We start from the raw sequence: 18,400 nt of genomic DNA on the forward strand, positions 1-18,400 counted from the left end.
CCGGGTCGGCCACAGGCACTGTCCGCCGGAAGGCCGCACCGCCCGCCGGACGCGTCGGCCGCCGTCAGGGCTCACTGGCCGCCGGACGCCCGCTCCTGGCGCAGGGCCGCCACTCTGCGGTACAGCGCCGCTGCCTCGGCGCCGCGGCCCAGTTGCTGCAGGCAGTGCGCCTCGTCGTTGCGGCTGGCGAGGGTGTCGGGGTGGTCGGCGCCGAGGACGCGTTCGCGGGCGGCGGCCACGCGCCGGTACTCGGTGAGCGCGTCGGCCCAGCGGCCCAGCCAGCCCAGGCCCACGGCGACCTCGCGGCGGCTGACCAGGGTGTCCGGGTGGTCGGGGCCGAGCACCCGCTCGCGCAGGGCGCTCACGTCCCGGGACTCGGCGAGGGCCTCCGCCCAGCGGCCGAGGCGGCCGAGGTTGACGCAGCGGCCGTGCCGGGCGCGCAGGGTCTCGGGGTGGGTGGGGCCCTGGATCCGGGTGCGGTCCTCGGCCAGAACCGTGTAGAGGTCCAGGGCCTCCGCGCCGCGGCCGAGGCGGCCCAGGCTGATGCCGATCTCGTGGCGGGCGGCGAGGGTGTCGGGGTGATCGGGGCCGAGGGCGCGGCCGCGGGCCTCGGCGACCTCGCGGTAGGTCTCCAGGGCCTCGGGCCAGCGGCCCAGGCCTGGCCCAGGGCGTAGGCGACCTCGTAGCGGGTGACCAGGGTGTCGGGGTGGTCCGGGCCGAGCACCCGGGCGCGGGCGGCGGCGACCTCGCGGGCCATGCGGTAGGAGTCCTCCAGGCGGCCGAGGCGGCTGAGGTTGAAGGCGAGGTTGTGCCGGCAGCGCAGCGTGTCGGGGTGGTCGGGGCCCATCGTGCGCTCCCGGGCGGCGAGCACGGACGTGTAGACGCGGTGGGCGTCGAAGGGCCGGTTCAGCTGGCCGAGCACGTAGGCCATCTCCTGGCGGGCGGCGAGCGTGTCGGGGTGGTCGGCGCCGAGGGTGCGGATCCTGGCCTCGGCTACGTGCTTGTACTCGCGCAGGGCGTCCGGGGCGCGGCCGGTGCGGCTGAGGGTGAAGGCGACCTCGTAGCGGCTGGCGAGGGTGTCGGGATGGTCGGGTCCGAGGAGGTGCTCGCGTTCGGCGGCGACCGCCCGGTGCACCTCTCCCGCCTCCGCCCAGCGGCCGAGCCGGCCGAGGCTCAGACCCGCGTTGTGCCGGCCGGCCAGGGCGGTCAGGACCTCCGGGGACGGGGTGGGCCGTTCCTCCGGGACGGGCTCGTCGACGGGACCGGTGGCGGGCCGCGCGATCCACTCGCCGGACAGTCCGGCCGCCGGGTCCGGCGGTGTGGTGCGCAGCCCGGCGCCCGCGGCCTTGTGCCCGGTGGTCATGCCGCGGGTCCAGGACGGCAGCCGTCCCGCGCGGGCCGGCGCCCCGGGAGCGGGCCCGGCCGCCACGACGGTCGGCACGTACGCCGGCGCGGCCCGGTGCCCGCTGATCCTCCGCGCCAGCTCGCGGGCGTCACCGGGCCGTTCGTCCGGTTCCTTGGCGAGCAGGTCGAGGATGATCCGCTCCAGGTACTCGGGCAGTTCGGGGCGGTGTTCGCGCGGCGGGCGGGGCGGGGTGTCGCGGTGGCCGACGAGGATCGCCCAGGCGTCGTCGAGGTCGAACGGCGGTACGCCGGTGGCGATCTCGTACAGCACGCAGCCGAACGAGTACAGGTCGCTGCGCTGGTCGACCTCGGTGCCGCTGATCTGCTCCGGGGACATGTAGTGCGGGGTGCCCATGGCGATGCCGGTGCCGGTCAGCCGGGAGGTGAAGCCGATGTCGTGGCCGAGGCGGGCGATGCCGAAGTCGCAGATCTTCACCGTGCCGTCGGCGAGCCGCACGATGTTGGCGGGCTTCAGGTCCCGGTGGACGATGCCCTGTTCGTGGCAGTACGCGAGGGCGGCGGCGACCTGCTCGGCGATCTCCACGACGTCGGCGACCGGCAGCGGGTGCTGCTTGTTGTCCTCCAGGAGCTGGCTGAGGTTGCGGCCGTCCAGCAGTTCCATGACGAGGTAGAGGACGCCGTCGGACTCGCCGAAGTCGTGCACGACGGTGATGCCCCGGTGCTGGAGCGCGGCGGCCACCCGGGCCTCGCGGCGGAACCGCTCGCGCAGCACGCGGGTGAAGGCGTGGTCGTGGTTGGGGCCCAGCGGTTTGAGGCACTTGACGGCGACGTGCCGGCCCAGGGACTCGTCCCGTGCCCGCCACACCTCGCCCATGCCGCCGCGCCCGATCAGGTCGAGCAGCCGGTACCGGCCGTGAATGAGCCTGCTGTCCCCCATCTCGCGCGACGCTCCCCCCGGTAGCTGTTCGCCCGCCCCTCCCCTTGGCCCCTCAGTATGGCGGCCTACCGTCCGAGTTTGTACGGTGCCGGACGCGTGTGCGGGCCGAGCCTCGCCACGGCGCGCAGGATGTGTTTGGGCGGGAGTTGCCAGCGCAGACGTGCGGGAACACGGCGCAGCAGGAGGCCCGTGAGGCGCAGTTGCCGGGTGACGGTGGCGGGTGCGGGGGCCGGTCTGCCGTACAGCTCGTGGGCGTACGGCGGCAGGGAGGCGTACGCCAGTTGTGCCACGCGCCGCCACAGCACTTCGCGCGCCGGTACGAGGAGCGGGTGCGTCGGCGGGCGGAGAAGGAAGTCGTCCACCTCGCGTGCCTCGGGTCCGGCGGCGAGGTCGGGTCGCACCTTCTCGAAGTACTCCGCGAGTTCGGCCCGGTTGGCGGGTACGGCACCGGGGTCGAGGCCCACCAGGCGTGCGCTCTGCCGGTGTTCGTCGATGTAGCGGTCGGCCTCGGCGTCGGTGAGGCGGAACCCGGACCGGCGCAGGACGTGCAGGTAGGAGTCGATCTCGGCGCAGTGCACCCACAGCAGCAGGGCCGGCTCGTCGACGCGGTAGCGCTCGCCGGTGTCCGGGTCGGTCGCCGACAGCATGCTGTGGATCTTCCGGACCCGGGCGCCGGCCCGCTCGGCGGCCTCGGTGGTGCCGTACGTCGTCGTGCCGACGAAGTTCGCGGTGCGCAGCAGCCGGCCCCAGGCGTCCCGGCGGAAGTCGGAGTTCTGCAGGACGCCGCGTACCGCGCGCGGGTGCAGGGCCTGGAGGTAGAGCGCACGGATGCCGGCGATCCACATCATCGGGTCGCCGTGCGCCTGCCAGGTCACCGAGTCCGGGCCGAACAGCCCCGGGTCCGCGCCGGTCATGCGACTCACCTCCGCCCGGCGCCCACGATGGCACAGCCCGGACACGTGGGTCGACCTCCCCGAACCGTCCAGTTGTTGAGATTTCACCCTACCGTTGCGAAGTTCGGTAAGGCTGCCCTTATATTTAACGCTTGTCGATCAAGGCCGGCAGCGGCTGCGGCGGCATGCCCCACCTCGCATGACGACAGGACTTCACGTGCGCACCACCACCCACCGCCTCATGGCGGCTCTCGCCCTCACCCCGTTGCTGGCAGGATGCTTCGCGCCGGGCGACAGCGCCGGAGCCGGATCGGGCGGACGGCTGCGGATCGCACTGGCCATCCCCCCGGTGCAGGCCCTGTCGCCCTACAGCAACGACGCCACCGTGCTGAGCAAGCTGTCCGTCGCCGAAGGACTCACCGCCCTCGGCAAGAACGGCACGGCCGGGCCCGCGCTGGCCAGGTCCTGGAAGCAGGACGACGACACCACCTGGACCTTCGAACTGCGCAAGGCCAAGTTCCAGGACGGCACCGAGGTCACCGCCCAGGCCGTCGTGAACGCGCTCGACCACGCGAGCGCGGCCAAGCCCAAGCCCCGCGTCCTGAGCGACGTGACGCTCACCGCCAAGGCCGACGACAGCGACACGGTCACCCTGACCACCAAGACGCCCGATCCGGTGCTGCCGCTGCGGCTGGCCAGCCCCGCCCTCGCCGTCCTGTCGGCGAAGGCGTACGCGAAGGACGGCACGGTCAGCCCCGTCGGCACCGGCACCGGCCCCTTCGAGATCAAGAAGCTGAACGGGAAGTCGGGGGCCACGCTCGACCGCTTCGACGGCTACTGGGGCGGAAAGGCCAAGTCATCGGGGATCGACGTGACCTGGATCCCGGACGGCACCGCACGCGCCAACGCCTTGCGCGGCGGTGAGGCCGACATCGCCGAGTGGATCCCGACCTCGCAGGCGAAGCTGCTCAAGGCCGCCACGCGGCACGAGGTCGCCTCGGTACGCACCGACAGCCTGATCCTCAACACCGGCAAGGGCATGTTCACCGACCCCGGCCTGCGGGCGGCCGCCCGCGAGGCCGTCGACGGCACCGACCTCGTCGACTCCGTCTTCAGCGGGTACGCCGACCCCGCGCAGGGCCTCTTCGGACCCGCCGTCCCCTGGGCCGCCGATCGACGCGTGGCGGTGACCGGGCGAGCCAAGGCGGCGACACCCGGCCAGGTCAAGGCCGAGACCAAGGGCAAGACGCTGCGTCTGGCCGCCATCACCAACCGCGCCGAACTGCCCGAGGCGGCGGCCGTCCTCCAGCAGCGCCTGGAGAAGGCCGGGTTCAACGTGAAGCTGGACGTGCGCGAGTACACGCAGATGGAGTCCGACCTCCTCGCGGGCCGGTACGACGCCTTGGTCTTCTCCCGCGTGACACTCCTGGACACCGGTGACGCGGTCGCCTACCTGGCCAGCGACTTCGCGAGCGACGGCGTCTACAACATCGCCCGGCTCAAGGACGCCGGTGTGGACAAGGCGATCAAGGCCGCCGCCGCGGAGAGCGACCCGGGACGCCGCCAGGAGAAGATCATGAAGGCGGAGGCGGAGATCCTGCGCACCGACGCCGTCGTTCCGCTGGTCCACGAGAAGGTCGTGCAGGGCATCGCCACCGATGTCGAGGGCGTCGTCCTCGACCCGCGTGAGCGGTCCCTGGTCGATCTCGACACGCACCTGAAGTAACGGCATGGCCATCGCTCACCGCTACGCCCCCCGCTCCTCCGCGGGCCGGTCGGCGGCCGGCCGGGTCCTCGCCGGGGCCGCCCTGCTGACCGCGGTGGCCATGCTGCCGTGGCTGTCGGGCAGCGACCCCGCACGCGCCGTGCTGCGGGCCCGCTCGGCGGACGAGGCTCCGACGCCCGCGCAGCTGACAGCCGTGCGGGAGCAGTTGGGGCTGGACGAGGGCCCGCTGGCGCATCTCGCGCACTGGCTGGGCGGCCTGTCACGCGGGGACGCGGGCGTCTCGTGGGTCTCCGGTGAACCGGTCATGCCGCAGGTGACGACCGCCCTGTCGGTCTCCTTGACGCTGATGCTGGGCGCGTTCGTGGTCACGGCCCTGGTGGCCGGACTGGTGTGTGCCCGCACGCTCTTCCTCGGTTCCCGGCGCCGGCTGCGGCGGGACCGGGCGGGCGGCACGGCCGCCGTCCTGGCCGCGCTGCCGAAGTTCCTGCTCGCCTCGGTGCTGGCGACGGTGTGCGGGGTGTGGTGGGGATGGTTCCCGTCCAGCGGGTGGGAGGGGCCGCAGTCGATGGTGCTGCCCTCGCTCGCCCTCGGCATCCCCTCGGGGGCGATGCTCGGCGGGATCCTCGACCAGGCGCTGCCCGCCGCCTTCCACGAACCGTGGGCGCGCACGGCCTACGCCGTCGGGCTCCCGCCCGGTCACATCGCCCGCAACGCCTTGCGCCGCACCCTGCCCGGCATGCTGCCGCAACTGCTGCCGACCGTCGTGGCACTGGTCGGCGGTGCGGTCGCGGTGGAGAAGATCTTCAACATCCCCGGGCTGGGCCGGCTCGCCCTGGACGCCGCCGTCGCCCAGGACCTCCCGGTGCTGCAGACGGCGACCCTGGCCCTGGTCCTGCTCGGTGTCGCCGCGGGCGTCCTGATCCGGGCCCTGCGCCACGCGCTGCTCGGCCGGCCCCTGCGCGACGGCGCGCTGCCGGCCCTGCACCGGCCCCCGCTCACCGTGCCGCGTTCCCTGCGCTGGATCACCGCGGCCTGCGCCCTCGCCCTGCTCGCGCTGGTCACGGCGGGCCTCCTGCGCGATCCCCTCCAGGTCGACACGGCCGCGCGCCTGCTGCCCCCGTCCCTCCAACACCCCCTGGGCACGGACGCCCTGGGCAGGGACCTGCTGGCCCGGCTGGGCCACGGCGCGCTGCGCACGGCCGCTGTCGCCCTCGCCGTGACGGCCGTCAGCGCGCTCACCGGACTTCTCCTGGGCATGGCACCCCGGGCGGGCGCCGGCCCGACCGAGGTCGTGTCGACACTGCCCGCCGTGCTCGCGGGGCTGCTCATCGCGGGCGTGACCGGGCCGTCCGTGTGGGGTGCGGCCTGCGCGGTGTGCGTGGTCGGCTGGAGCCCGTACGCCGCCCAGACCGCGGCGCTCGTCGAGCAGGAACGCGCCAGCGGCCACATCGCGGCGTCCGTGGCCCTCGGCGCGGGACGGCTGCACCTGATGCGCCGCCACCTGCTGCCCGCGGTCGTCCCGCCCCTGGTGCGCAACGCCCTGCTGCGGCTGCCCACCACCGTCCTGGTCCTGGCGTCCCTCGGCTTCCTCGGCCTGGGCGAGCAACCGCCCACCCCGGAGTGGGGCCGCCTGCTGTCGGAGAACCAGCCGTACGCCGAACTGGCCCCCTGGACGGTGCTCGGCCCGGCCGCCGCGCTGGTGGTGCTGTCCGTGCTGGCCGTCACGGGCAGCGTGCATGGACGGAGGAAGGGCGCCTAGCGCCCCTGGAGGGACTCCGAGTCCGCCCGTTTCAGGCGGGGTACGGCTCGTCCACCACGTAGCCTCGGCGCTTGTCCACGACGTTGCGCAGGGGGCGGCCCTCGATGCGGCGGGTGAGGTTGTCGAGGAACACTTCGACGAGTGCCTCGCGCTCGCTGGTCGTCTCGCCCGCTGTGTGCGGGGAGATCAGCACGCCGGGCATGTCCCACAGGGGGGACCGGGCCGGCAGCGGTTCCTGGCCGAAGACGTCCAGGGCCGCGCCGGCGAGCCGCCCGGCGGCGAGGTGGTCGATGAGCGCGTCCTCGTCGACGAGTCCGCCCCGGCCGACGTTGATCAGCCGGGCGCCGGGCTTCATGGCGACCAGCACGGAGGCGTCGACCATGCCCCGGGTCTCCTCGGTGAGGGGCGCGGCCAGGACGACGTAGTCCGCCTCGGCCAGCGCGGACGGCAGGGTGGTCGGGCCGTGGACCGTGCCGAAGTCGGGGTCGTCGGCACGGGGCCTGCGGCCCGCGCCGCACACCTGCATCCCTGCGGCGCCGAGCAGCCGGGCGATGGCCCGGCCGATGGGCCCCGTGCCCCAGACCAGAGCGGTGCGTCCGGTGATGCTGTCACTGGGGCGCGGACGCCATTCGCGCCGCTGCTGGTGTTCCCACGTGCCGGGGAAGTCCTTGGCGAGGGCGAGGATCAGTCCGAGGACGTACTCGGCTGTCGGCTGGTCGTAGACGCCGCGGGCGTTGGTGAGGACGACGCCCGGATCCTCGACGAGAGCGGGGAAGAGGAAGGAGTCCACGCCCGCTGAGGAGGCGTGGACCCAGCGGGGTGCTTTGTCGGGGTTGTCGGGCCAGGCCTCGCGGATGGCCGGCGTGATGGTGACCCACGCCAGGAGGGCGTCGGCGCCAGGGAGGACGTAGGGCAGTTCTTCCTCGGTGGCGTAGACGGTGTCCGCGAGGCGTTCGATGAGCCCGGTGGCCGGTGGCCGGTTGCCCCGGTACAGGACGACGAGGCGTTCGGGCATGTCAGGCTCCTGTTGGGACGGCGATGTACTTGTATTCGAGGAATTCGCCGATGCCGACGGTGCCGCCTTCGCGGCCGAGGCCGGACTGCTTGATGCCGCCGAAGGGGGCTGCGGGGTTGGAGACGAGGCCGGTGTTGAGGCCGATCATGCCGCTTTCGAGGCGTTCGGCGACGCGCAGGGCGCGGTCGAGGTTCTGGGTGAACAGGTAGGCGGCCAGGCCGAATTCGGTGTTGTTGGCGGCGGTGATGGCCTGGTCCTCGGTGTCGAAGGTGAGGATGGCGGCGACGGGGCCGAAGACTTCGGTGTCGTTGATGGCGGCGTCGGGGGTGATGCCGGTGAGGACGGTGGGCGGGTAGAAGCAGCCGGGTCCTTCGGGGAGTTGGCCGCCGGTGAGGACGGTGGCGCCGCGCTTGACGGCGTCTTGGACGATGTCGTGGGCCTTGCTGCGGCCGGCGGTGTCGATGAGGGGGCCGACGTCGGTGCCGGGGTGGGTGCCGTCGCCGACTTTGAGCTGGGCCATGCGGGCGGTCAGGCGCTGGGCGAACTCGTCGGCGATGGAGGTGTGGACGTAGATGCGGTTGGCGGCGCAGCAGGATTCGCCCATGTTGCGCATCTTGGCGACCATGGTGCCCTCGACGGCGGTGTCGAGGTCGGCGTCGTCGAAGACGATGAGGGGGGCGTTGCCGCCCAGTTCCATGCTGGTGCGGATGACGGTGTCGGCGCACTGGGCGAGCAGGATCCGGCCGACCTGGGTGGAGCCGGTGAAGGACAGCTTGCGGATGGCGCCGCCGCGCAGGAGGGGTTCGACGACCCCGGCGGCGTCGGAGGTGACGACGATGTTGAGCACACCGGCCGGCAGACCCGCTTCGGTGAGGATCTGTGCCAGGGCGAGGCTGGTCAGGGGGGTCTGGGGGGCGGGTTTGAGGATCATGGTGCAGCCGGCGGCGATGGCGGGGCCGATCTTGCGGGTGCCCATGGCCAGGGGGAAGTTCCAGGGGGTGATCAGCAGGCAGGGGCCGACGGGCTGGCGGGTGACCAGCAGGCGGTTCTTGCCGTCGGGGGCGGTCATCATGCCGCCGTCGATGCGGACGGCTTCTTCGGAGAACCAGCGGAAGAACTCGGCGCCGTAGGCGACTTCGGCGCGTGCCTCGGCCAGGGGCTTGCCCATCTCCAGGGTCATCAGCAGGGCGAGTTCTTCGGTGCGGGCGATGATGAGGTCGTAGGCGCGGCGCAGGATCTCGCTGCGCACGCGGGGTGGGGTGGCGGCCCAGGCGGGCTGGGCGGCGACCGCGGCCTCGGCGGCGCGGCGGCCGTCGGCGGGTGAGGCGTCGGCGACGCGGCACAGTTCCTCGCCGGTGGCGGGGTTGTCGACGGGCAGGGTCCGGCCGGACTCCGCGTCCTGCCAGCTCCCCCCGATGAACAGCTGCTTGGGAACATCACGGACGACAGTCATTTCGGGCTTCTCCTTGTGCGTGTGGAAGGTGCTGCCGACCGGTCAGCGGATACGGTCCAGCGTCTTGTAGTAGGCGCCGGCGAAGGGCAGGAACCAGGCGGTGCCGTTGTAGAGGGGGATGCGGGGCGGGGCGATGTCGCGCACGGGGCTGACCTCGGGGTGGCCGTCCATCACCTCGGCCATGACGTGCCCCATGTGCGTGGCCATCTGCACGCCGTGGCCGGCGTAGCCCATGGAGTAGTAGACGCCGTCGTCGGTCTGCCCGGCGTGCACGATGCGGTCCATGGCGAAGCCGACGGACCCGCCCCACACGTACTCGATCCTGGTGCGGGACAGCTGGGGGAAGATCTGGCACATCTCACGGAACAGGACCGCTCCGCTCTTCTTGTCCGAGGTGGGGTCGGACGGCGCGAAGCGGGCGCGGCCGCCGAACAGCAGCCGGTTGTCCGGGGTGAGCCGGAAGTAGTGGCAGACCTTGTTGGAGTCCACGAGCAGGCGGGCCTTGGGGATGATGTCCCTGGCGAGTGCCTCGCCGAGCGGCTCGGTGACGATGATGAAACTGCCCACGCACACCTGCTGGCGGCGCAGCCAGGGGAAGTTCTTGTCGGTGTAGGCGTCGGTGGCCATCATGACCTGCCCGGCACGGATGACACCGCGCTCGGTACTGACCTCGAACCGGCCGGCGGCGGTACGCCGCACGCCGATGGCCGCGTTGCGCTCGTGGATCTCGACACCGGTGCGCTCGCACGCCTCGGCCATGCCGCGCACGAAGCGGCCGACGTGCAGTCCGGCACTGAACGGGTCGAGCAGGCCACCGTGGTAGGCGTCGGAGCCGATCTCCGACCGCAGCTCGGCCTTGCCGATCAGCGTGGTCTCGTGCCCGAAGTACTTGGCCAGGGCGCGCTGTTGGGCCTTCTTGCTCTCGAAGTGCGCGGGGCGGGAGGCGACGCCCAGGCGTCCGACGCGACGGAACTGGCAGTCGATGGACTCCTCGTTCACCAGCCGCTCGACGGTGTCCACGGCCTCGCCGTAGGAGTTGTAGATCTCCCGGGCCCGCTCCAGTCCGTAGCGGCGGATGGCCTGCTGCACGCCGATGGTGAAGCCCAGATTGGCCATGCCGCCGTTGCGGGCGGAGGCACCGGAGCCGATCTGGCCCTTCTCGACCAGGGTGACACGGGCGCCCTTGCGGGCGGAATGCAGGGCGGTGGACAGACCGGTGAGACCGGCGCCGACCACCACCAGGTCGACGTCCTCGGAGAGAGGCTTGCCGGAACGGTCGGGGAACGGCCCGGCGGTTTCTACCCAGTACGGGATCGTCTTCATCTTGGGACTCCGGTCAGGTGAGGGGTTCGACGGGGAGGGTGCCGCCGTTGCGGTGGCCGCCGAGTTTGCGGACGGCGGCGACGAGGGCGAGGGCGAGGATGGCCAGGGCGATCAGGACGGCGCTGACGGCGGTGACGGTGGGGTCGACGTCGAACTGGAGGGCGTTGAAGACGAGGACCGGCAGGGTGCGGGTGTCGGGGGTGGACAGGAACTGGGCGATGAAGAACTCGTCGAAGCTGGTGATGAAGGAGAACACCGCGGCGGCGATCAGGCCGGGGGTGGCCAGGGGGAAGGTGATGCGCCGGGCGATGGTCATGCGGCTGGCGCCCATGCTGGCGGCGGCGTCCTCCAGCCGCTCGTCGATGCCGCGCAGGGTGGAGATCATGATGAGGACGGCGATGGGCGCGGCCAGGACGGTGTGGCCGAGGGCGATGGCCAGGGGGCTGCCGAGCATCCCGGCGGGTTCGAAGAACAGGAACAGCCCGAGCGCGATGACGACTTGGGGGATGAGCATGGGGGCGAGGACCAGTCCGTAGACGGCCGCGTGGAGGGGGAGCCGGCCGCGGGCCAGGGCGGTGGCGGCGGTCACGCCAAGGATGAGGGAGAAGACGGTGGTGAGGGCGGCGATGAGGCTGGACAGGGCGATGGAGGTGGCCCAGTTGCCGCCGGGTGCGGCCATCTGCTCGTACCAGCGGGTGCTGTAGTCCTTGGGTGGGAAGGTGCCGATGCCGTCGGCGCCGAAGGACGTGACCAGGATGATCACGATGGGCATGGCCAGGAACAGCAGGATGGCGGTGGCGCTCAGGGCGCGGCTGATGTGTCCGGCCCGGGTGGGGGGCAGTTGCATCATGAGCTGCCTCCTCGTGCTGCCGTCTTCTTCCGGCGGAGCTTGGCCAGGCCCAGGATGCCCAGGCCGGCGAAGGTGAGCAGGAGCAGGATGACGCCGAAGGCGGCGGCCGAGTTCCACTGGTCCTGCTTCATGACCTGCTGGTCGATGAGTGCGGCGACGACGGTTTGTTTGTCGCCGCCCATCAGGGCGGGAGTGATGTAGTAGCCCAGGCAGAGGATGAAGCTCAGCAGCCCCGCCGTGCCGATACCCGGCGCGACCAGCGGCAGATACACCCTGACGAAGATCGTCCAACGGGAGGCACCGAACCCGGCGGCCGCGGCGAGCAGCCGTCGGTCGACCCCGCGCATCACGCCCTGGAGGACGAGGACGGTGTAGGGGAGCATCACCGAGGTGGTACCGATGACGACACCGACTTCGTTGTAGAGCAGCGAGTACGGCGCGCCGGGCATGTCCATGGAGGTCAGCAGTGTGTTGATCAGGCCGTGTTCACCGAGCATGATGATCCAGCCGTAGGTGCGCACCAGGGCGCTGATGAAGTGCGGCACGACCACGATCAGCATGGCCAGCGCGGCGAAGACGGGCCGCATGCGGGCGATGGCGTGGGCCAGGACGAAGCCCACCAGCAGGCTGAGTACCGCGGTCTCCGCCGAGATGCGCAGGGTGGACATCAGCACGGACAGGTTCGCGCCGCTGAGGGCGTCGGTGTACCAGTGCAGGGTGAACCCGCCGCTGTCGCCCTTCAGGCTCAGCGAGAGCACGCCGACGATCGGGTAGACGAACAGCACGAGGAGGAAGACCGTGACGGGGACGGCGTTGACCAGGGCGATGCGGGAGCGGTGTCCGCGCTTGGCGGACGTTTTCCTCACGGGCACCTTGGCGGGTGCGAGAGCGGTGCCGGCCATGACTCACCCCCCGTCCGTCTCGTCGAAGACACTGACGTCCTCACGGTCGGCGGTGACACACACCCGCTCGCCCGGGCGCGGCGGGGTGGCGGCGGTTTCGATGCGCAGTGGGGGTGTGCCGGGGGCGGCCCCGTCCAGGCGCACGGTGATCCGGGTCAGCGAACCCACATAGACGGCCGTTTCGACCGTGCCGGTACAACAGCTTCCCTCGGCACTGGTGAGCCGCAGCTTGCCCGGGCGGACCGCGGCCCGCACCCGCTGCCCCGGCGCGTACCGGTGCGCGCGGGCCTTGAGGACACCGCCGGTGTCCAGACGCACCGGGGTGCACCCGTCCTCGGTCGATTCCTCGACCTTGCCGGTGAGGAAGTTGGCGGCGCCCAGGAAGTCGGCGACGAAGGGAGAGGAGGGTCGTTCGAAGAGGCCGCGAGGGGTGTCGAACTGCTCGATGCGGCCGTCCTTCATGATGGCGATCCGGTCCGACATGACCAGGGCTTCCTCCTGGTCATGTGTCACGTACACGACGGTCAGGCCGAGTTCGCGCTGGATGGACTTGATCTCGGTCTGCATCTGGTCGCGCAGCTTCTTGTCCAGCGCGCCCAGCGGTTCGTCCATCAGCACGATCGGCGGGCGGTAGACCAGGACCCGGCACAGCGCGACGCGCTGCTGCTGGCCGCCGGAGAGTTCGCGGGGCTTGCGGCCGGCGAACTTCGACAGCCCGGCCGCCTCCAGTGTCTCCCCGACCCGCCGGCGGATCTCCGTCTTCGACACGCCGCGCAGTTGCAGGGGGAAGGCGACGTTCTCGCTGACGGTCATGTGGGGGAAGAGCAGGTACTGCTGGAAGACGAAGCCGAAGTCGCGCTTGCCGGGGTTGAGGCGGGTGATGTCCCGGCCGTCGACGGCGATGGTGCCGGAGTCGGGCTCGGTGAACCCGGCCAGCATCATCAACGTCGTGGTCTTGCCCGAGCCGGAGGAGCCGAGGAAGGTGACGAACTCACCCGCCGCGATCTCCATGTCCACACCGTCGACCACCGTCGTCCCGCTGTAGGACTTGCGCAGCCCCTTCACCGACAGCGACTTACCGGTCAGCGAAGAGCCCGGGGCCAGCGCAGAGGCGAGAAGTGCGGTCTGCTCAGGCATCGGCCCACTCCTGCCAGCGCTTGGTAACCGCCTCGAGGTTCTTGTCCCACCAGGCGACATCGGTGTCGAACCCGGTCTTGAGGTTCTCGGGGGAGGTGGGGAGCGTGGCCAGGACGTCGTCGGAGAGCAGCTTGGTGGCCGCGGGGACGACCGGCCCCTGGGGGTAGAGCTTGGCGAATGCCGCCTGGACCTCGGGGCGCAGGGAGAAGTCGATCAGCTTGTAGGCCGCGTCCGTGTTGTCCGCGCCCTTCGGAATGCCCCAGCCGTTGGTGAGCCGTCGCGCCCCGTTCCACTGGTAGGCGACGGGCTGCCCCTGTTTGATGAGTTGGTCGGCCCGGCCGCTCCAGAGGCTGGTCATGACGACCTCCTTGCGGCCGAGCAGGACCGCCGGCAGGGCGCCGGTGTTCCAGAACTTCTTCACGTCGCCGCGGATCCGGGACATGGACGCGAACGCCCGGTCGACGTCCAGGGGGTAGAGCTTGTCCAGCGGTACACCGTCAGCGAGGAGTGCGAACTCCAGCTCCGGGTAGTCCGCTTCGGCACTCTGCAGTGAGCGCGGACCGGCGAAGGAATGCGTGTTCCAGAAGTCGGCCCAGTTCTTGGGCGTCCGCTTGAGGCTGTCCGTGCGGTAGGCCATGAGGCTGGCCCACACGTTCTTGCCGACCGCGTGCTCGGGCAGGTTGTGTTCCGCGATCCCGGCGCCCTTGACGTTCTTCAGCCGGTCGTGATCGATGGGCTCCAGACATTCCAGGCGCGCCATCTTCTGGAAGATCAGCAGGGAGTTGTCCATCAGGTCGACCTGCGGGCGGCCCTGCTTGACCTGGGCGATGACCTGCGCCGACTGGTAGTTGACCGTGGTGACCGTGATGCCGGTCTCCTTGGCGAACGGCTCGTAGATCGCCTTCGTCAGCGCGTCGTTGTAGGCGCCGCCGCTGTTGCTGACGACGAGCCGCTTCTTGCCGCCACCGCCCGACGAGGTACGGCTCTCGCCGTTGCCCATGAGAGTGCCGCAGCCGGTCAGTGCCGAGGCAGCGGCCACAGCGCCTGCGGTGCGGAGTACGGTTCTGCGTCCTATCCGGTTGCCTTCCATGGCAGAGCCTCCTGGAGTTCGCTGGGGAGAAGGGGGGAGGGGTGGCTCGGGGCAGACGCCGCGGGTCAGATGCCGAGCATGGTGTTGAGGTCGTCCAGGGACTTCACCGTGACGTAGTCGTAGCCGTGGGTGACCGGGTCGTAGCCGCGGTCCAGCAGGACCAGGTTGCGGAAGCCCATGTCGTGCATCGGCATGTGGTCGTAGCGGGTGTGCGAGGCGACGTGCACGAAGTCCTCGGGGGACGCGTCGAGCTGGTCGAGCATGTACTCGAACGCGGCGTAGCGGGGCTTGTAGTAGCCGGCCTGCTCCGCGGTGAAGACCGCGTGGAAGTCCGCCCCGAGCCGGGGCACGCTCTCGGCGAGGAAGGAGTCGTCGGCGTTGGAGAGGATGACCAGCTTGTAGTTCTCGCCCATCTTCTTCAGCGGCTCGGGCACGTCGGCGTGCGGGCCCCAGCTGCGCACGCCGTCGGCGAGCCGCTTGCCGGCGTCGGGAGCGGCCTTGATACCCCACTTGCGGCAGACCCGCTCGAAGGAGTCCTGCAGCACCTGCTCGTAGGGGTAGTAGTCGCCGCAGACCTGGTCGTAGCGGTAGCCGCGGAACTCCTTGACGAACTGGTCCCACTGCTCGGCCGGGATCTGGTCGCCGACCAGCTCACGCGTGATGGGGGTCATCGGCCACTCGATCAGCGTGCCGTAGCAGTCGAACGAGACGTACTTCGGACGGAACCGCAACGAGGAAATAGCCATGGCAGTGCTCCACTCTGTGCTTGGGGACGAAACAGGGGGACGGAACGGGGGGCGGAACCGGGGTGGGGACGGAACGGGGGGGAAACGAAACGGGGATCAGACGGCGCTGGTGCCGGCCGGGGAGAGGAAGCCGATGGGGTGGTCCGTGGTGCCGTCGAGCGCCAGGTCGGCGGCGATCTCACCCATCGCGGGCGAGAGCTTGAAGCCGCTGCCGGAGAATCCGGCCAGGACGACGATGTCGTCCTCGCCGGGGAGGTGACCGACGAGCGGGTTTCCGGAGTCGGTGTAGCCCTCCATGTAGACCGACAGCCTGATGGGGTCGGGGTTCAGGTCGGGCATCAGCTCGCCGATGAGCTCGCGGAAGGTGGCGAGTTCCTCCGGGCGGACGGTGCGGTCGAGCCGTTCGGGGTCGGGGACCGGTAGATAGCGGGCGAGGGACAGGCCCAGCTTGACGGAGATGCCGTCGGGCGACGGGAGCCCGTAGCAGTCATGGGGTGTGCTGCGGACGAAGGCGGGGGCGCCGCCCGCGAACCAGTCGTGGCGGGTGGGGATGTGCCAGGAGCTGATCAGCCGGCGGATGTCGACGGTCCGCGGGAGGTCCGGGAGCAGCGTGTTGATCCACGGGCCCGCGGTCACCACGGCCGCGTCGACGTGGTCGGTGCCCTGGTCCGTGACGACGCGCACCCCGCCGCCCGGCGCGGGCGCGATCTCCCGCACCGGGGTGTAGCGGTGCAGCCGGGCACCCAGCTGCTCGGCGCGTGCGGCCGCGGCCTGGATCGACGCCTCCGGCCTGATGACGGCGCCCAACCGGTCGAGGACGGCGATGTGCCCGTCCGGGAGGCGGTGCTGCGGGTAGCGGCGGGCGAGTTCCTCCCGGTCCAGTACCTCGTGGTCCAGCCGGTGGGTGGTGCTGGAGGCCACGAGGAGGCGCATGGACGGCGCAGCGGACTCCCCCATCACCAGGCAGCCGCTGCGGCGCCGGAGCGGGAGGCCCGTTTCGCGCTGGAGCCGGTCCCACATCCGGTCCGCGAGCCGCAGCAGCGGAATGTACCCGGGGTCGCCGAGGTGCACGGCGCGGAAGATGCGGGTCTCGCCCCCGGCGGCGCCGCGGTCGTGGCCCGGCGCGTAGCGGTCGTAGCCGATGACCTCGGCTCCCCGGGCGGCCAGTCGCCACATGGCCTGGCTGCCCATGCTGCCGGCACCGATCACGGCGACGCGCTTAGGGGTCCGCATGCGTCGCTCCTTTCGCCGAGTGTGGCCTGGGTGGAAGTCGTCCCCAGCACCGTGCGGACACCGTGCGGACTCGTCCGGTTCGGGTCCCGCTGGGGATGGCGTTCACTCTCGTCCCGGCCGATCCCGCAGGTCAACGCACACTCTGTTCCGCGTGGGGAGCTTCTCGAGACGGTCTGTCGCAGCGAGCCGGCCCGCTCGTGGAATTAACAGCACCCCTCTTGTCACGGTGAGGTCCCGGTGCGAAGGTGGCCCTCAATCCCTCGGATGAAAGCACCTTCTATGCCGCCGAAACGTCCTTCAACCGGGCACTTCCTTACGATTGCGGAGGTTCTTCGCCTCCCTGTGCTCGTCGAAGGGCTGCCGCGCGTCCTGGCCGGGGAGTCGCGGCTGGACCGCGCGGTGCGCTGGGTACATGTCACCGAGCTGCTCAATCCCGCCGACTTCCTCGAGGGCGGCGAGCTGGTGCTGACGACCGGCATGCCGTATCCCGAGGACGCCTCCAGGCTGCGCGGCTACGTCGACCAGCTCGCCGACGTCGGCGCGGCCGGGCTGATCGTGGAGCTGGGGCACCGGTACCGGAAGGTGCCCGACGAACTGGTCGCGGCCTGCCGCGCGCGCGAGGTGCCACTGATCGAGCTGGCCCGTGGCGTCCGGTTCATCGACGTCACCCAGACGGTGCACGCCCTCATCCTCGACGCGCAGGGCGCGCTGCTGCGCCGCGGCAGGGACATCCAGGACATCTTCACCGCCCTCACGCTGCGGGGCGCGACTCCCGAGGAACTGGTGCACACCACCGCGGAGCTCACCGGGGCTCCCGTGGTGCTGGAGGACCTCAACCATCGTGTCCTGATGTGCGAACTGCTCGGCCGGCCGTACGAGCCGGTGGTGTCGGCCTGGTCCCGGCGGTCCCGGGCGGCGCCGACCCTGGAGAAGGTCGCGCCGAGCGGTCCGGAGGGGTGGCTGATCGCGACGGTGCAGGACCATCACGGGCCGTGGGGCCGGCTGGTCCTGCTGGACAGCAGGCTGAACGCGGAGCCTGACCCGGAGAACGTCCTGGTGCTGGAGCGCGCGGCGGTCGCGTTGACCATGGCGCGCCTGGCGGGGCCGGCCTGGTGGGAGCGCCGGGCCCACCGCTCGGTGCTGCGGGATCTGTGCGAGCAGCGTTTCCGCTCCCCCGCGGACGCCCGCGCCCGCGCCGAGGCGCTGGGGTTGCCGGCCTTCGGGCACCGCCTCTTCGCCGTGGTGATCCGCCACACGGAGACCGGTACCGAGGGCGAGCACCTCGACGAGCGGATCGCGAAGGCGCTGACGCAGACCGGTGTACGCGCGCTGGTCGGGGAGACGGCGCCGGGCCGGATCGGCGTGCTCCTGGCGCTGGCGCAGGCGAGCGCGTGGCAGCCGGTCGCCGAGCGCATCGGCCGCCTCTCCCGCGAGGAGCTCGGCCCGGACGCCGTCGTCGCCGTCGGGCCCGGCGTGACCGACCTCTCCGGGATCGCCCGGTCCTGGCAGGAGGCCGAGCAGACGGCCGACACCATCACGCCGGCCTCGCCGGAGCGGTGGTTCTACGTCCCCGCCGACGTCGAACTGCCGGAACTCCTGGGCGTGCTGCGGCAGGACACCCGTCTCCAGCGGTTCGCGGAGCGGCAACTGACGCGGCTCGTCGACCACGACGACCGCAACGGCGGCGACCTGCTCCCCGCGCTGCGGGCCTATCTGACGGCGGCCGGGAACAAGTCGGTCGCGGCGAAACGGGCCGGCATGTCCCGGCAGGCGTTCTACCAGCGCCTGCACACCATCGAACGGCTCCTGGGCTGCGACCTGGAATCGGGTCTGCAGCGCACGTCCCTGCACGTGGCGGTGCTGGTCCTGGACGCGGGCGGGGCGAAGGTTCCGGGTACGTGACCGCCGGGCGCCGGTGCCGGTGCCCGTGCCGGACCCGGTCCCGGTGCTGGCGCCGTATCCGGCCCCGCT

Annotated in this window: 13 protein-coding genes and 1 pseudogene; 3 read left to right on the top strand and 11 right to left on the bottom strand. The window is 71.6% G+C overall.

Going from position 1 to position 18,400, the window contains the following annotated elements; genetic code table 11:
• Positions 1 to 71 precede the first annotated feature (71 nt).
• Both C1703_RS01520 and C1703_RS01525 read right to left on the bottom strand, forming a co-directional pair.
• Positions 72 to 2,302: pseudogene (locus C1703_RS01520) on the bottom strand (serine/threonine-protein kinase).
• Between the two features lie 65 nt (positions 2,303 to 2,367).
• On the bottom strand, positions 2,368 to 3,216 hold the full coding sequence (locus C1703_RS01525) for an oxygenase MpaB family protein (RefSeq protein WP_114250164.1): 849 nt from the start codon (positions 3,214 to 3,216) through the stop codon (positions 2,368 to 2,370).
• A gap of 196 nt (positions 3,217 to 3,412) precedes the next feature.
• On the opposite strand from C1703_RS01525, the gene C1703_RS01530 reads away from it, so the two are divergent.
• Together C1703_RS01530 and C1703_RS01535 are read left to right on the top strand one after the other, a co-directional pair.
• Entirely contained in the window at positions 3,413 to 4,921 is a 1,509-nt protein-coding gene (locus tag C1703_RS01530) for an ABC transporter substrate-binding protein (protein ID WP_114250165.1), read from the top strand.
• 4 nt (positions 4,922 to 4,925) lie between these two features.
• Positions 4,926 to 6,680 (top strand): ABC transporter permease subunit, encoded by a 1,755-nt coding sequence (locus tag C1703_RS01535; protein ID WP_114250166.1) that lies wholly within the window; start codon positions 4,926 to 4,928, stop codon positions 6,678 to 6,680.
• Between the two features lie 31 nt (positions 6,681 to 6,711).
• Here the strand turns inward: C1703_RS01535 and C1703_RS01540 are convergent, their stop codons facing one another.
• The 9 genes from C1703_RS01540 to solA all read right to left on the bottom strand — a co-directional run bounded on the left by C1703_RS01540 (position 6,712) and on the right by solA (position 16,429).
• On the bottom strand, positions 6,712 to 7,695 hold the full coding sequence (locus tag C1703_RS01540; protein ID WP_114250167.1) for a D-2-hydroxyacid dehydrogenase: 984 nt from the start codon (positions 7,693 to 7,695) through the stop codon (positions 6,712 to 6,714).
• 1 nt (position 7,696) lies between these two features.
• On the bottom strand, positions 7,697 to 9,148 hold the full coding sequence (locus C1703_RS01545; protein ID WP_114250168.1) for an NAD-dependent succinate-semialdehyde dehydrogenase: 1,452 nt from the start codon (positions 9,146 to 9,148) through the stop codon (positions 7,697 to 7,699).
• Between the two features lie 42 nt (positions 9,149 to 9,190).
• Positions 9,191 to 10,471: an FAD-binding oxidoreductase gene (locus C1703_RS01550; protein ID WP_114250169.1), complete on the bottom strand. Its 1,281-nt coding sequence runs from the start codon at positions 10,469 to 10,471 to the stop codon at positions 9,191 to 9,193.
• Between the two features lie 13 nt (positions 10,472 to 10,484).
• Positions 10,485 to 11,321: an ABC transporter permease gene (locus C1703_RS01555; protein ID WP_232840373.1), complete on the bottom strand. Its 837-nt coding sequence runs from the start codon at positions 11,319 to 11,321 to the stop codon at positions 10,485 to 10,487.
• Entirely contained in the window at positions 11,318 to 12,223 is a 906-nt protein-coding gene (locus tag C1703_RS01560; protein ID WP_114250170.1) for an ABC transporter permease, read from the bottom strand. The genes C1703_RS01555 and C1703_RS01560 overlap by 4 nt, the downstream gene beginning before the upstream one ends.
• A 3-nt stretch (positions 12,224 to 12,226) precedes the next feature.
• Positions 12,227 to 13,360: an ABC transporter ATP-binding protein gene (locus C1703_RS01565; RefSeq protein ID WP_198678054.1), complete on the bottom strand. Its 1,134-nt coding sequence runs from the start codon at positions 13,358 to 13,360 to the stop codon at positions 12,227 to 12,229.
• A complete protein-coding gene (locus C1703_RS01570; protein ID WP_114250171.1) occupies positions 13,353 to 14,399 on the bottom strand; it encodes an ABC transporter substrate-binding protein in 1,047 nt (348 codons plus the stop codon). Before C1703_RS01570 ends, C1703_RS01565 begins: the two co-directional genes overlap by 8 nt.
• Before the next feature lie 116 nt (positions 14,400 to 14,515).
• Positions 14,516 to 15,196, bottom strand: coding sequence for a haloacid dehalogenase type II (locus tag C1703_RS01575; RefSeq protein WP_114250172.1), 681 nt, complete (start codon positions 15,194 to 15,196; stop codon positions 14,516 to 14,518).
• A gap of 96 nt (positions 15,197 to 15,292) precedes the next feature.
• The gene (gene solA / locus C1703_RS01580) at positions 15,293 to 16,429 is read right to left on the bottom strand and encodes an N-methyl-L-tryptophan oxidase (RefSeq protein WP_114250173.1); all 1,137 of its coding nucleotides are present in this window, start codon (positions 16,427 to 16,429) and stop codon (positions 15,293 to 15,295) included.
• A 279-nt stretch (positions 16,430 to 16,708) separates the two neighbouring features.
• On the opposite strand from solA, the gene C1703_RS01585 reads away from it, so the two are divergent.
• Entirely contained in the window at positions 16,709 to 18,331 is a 1,623-nt protein-coding gene (locus tag C1703_RS01585; RefSeq protein ID WP_269803226.1) for a PucR family transcriptional regulator, read from the top strand.
• The last annotated feature ends 69 nt before the right edge of the window (positions 18,332 to 18,400 follow it).

The sequence above is a fragment of the Streptomyces sp. Go-475 genome, assembly GCF_003330845.1.
Lineage (GTDB): Bacteria > Actinomycetota > Actinomycetes > Streptomycetales > Streptomycetaceae > Streptomyces.

Coding starts and splice junctions, on each gene's coding strand:
- solA (WP_114250173.1), bottom strand. CDS start 16,429: ATGCGGACCCCTAAGCGCGTCGCCGTGATCGGTGCCGGCAGCATGGGC.
- C1703_RS01525 (WP_114250164.1), bottom strand. CDS start 3,216: ATGACCGGCGCGGACCCGGGGCTGTTCGGCCCGGACTCGGTGACCTGG.
- C1703_RS01545 (WP_114250168.1), bottom strand. CDS start 9,148: ATGACTGTCGTCCGTGATGTTCCCAAGCAGCTGTTCATCGGGGGGAGC.
- C1703_RS01585 (WP_269803226.1), top strand. CDS start 16,709: ATGCCGCCGAAACGTCCTTCAACCGGGCACTTCCTTACGATTGCGGAG.
- C1703_RS01540 (WP_114250167.1), bottom strand. CDS start 7,695: ATGCCCGAACGCCTCGTCGTCCTGTACCGGGGCAACCGGCCACCGGCC.
- C1703_RS01535 (WP_114250166.1), top strand. CDS start 4,926: ATGGCCATCGCTCACCGCTACGCCCCCCGCTCCTCCGCGGGCCGGTCG.
- C1703_RS01565 (WP_198678054.1), bottom strand. CDS start 13,360: ATGCCTGAGCAGACCGCACTTCTCGCCTCTGCGCTGGCCCCGGGCTCT.
- C1703_RS01560 (WP_114250170.1), bottom strand. CDS start 12,223: ATGGCCGGCACCGCTCTCGCACCCGCCAAGGTGCCCGTGAGGAAAACG.
- C1703_RS01555 (WP_232840373.1), bottom strand. CDS start 11,321: ATGATGCAACTGCCCCCCACCCGGGCCGGACACATCAGCCGCGCCCTG.
- C1703_RS01575 (WP_114250172.1), bottom strand. CDS start 15,196: ATGGCTATTTCCTCGTTGCGGTTCCGTCCGAAGTACGTCTCGTTCGAC.
- C1703_RS01550 (WP_114250169.1), bottom strand. CDS start 10,471: ATGAAGACGATCCCGTACTGGGTAGAAACCGCCGGGCCGTTCCCCGAC.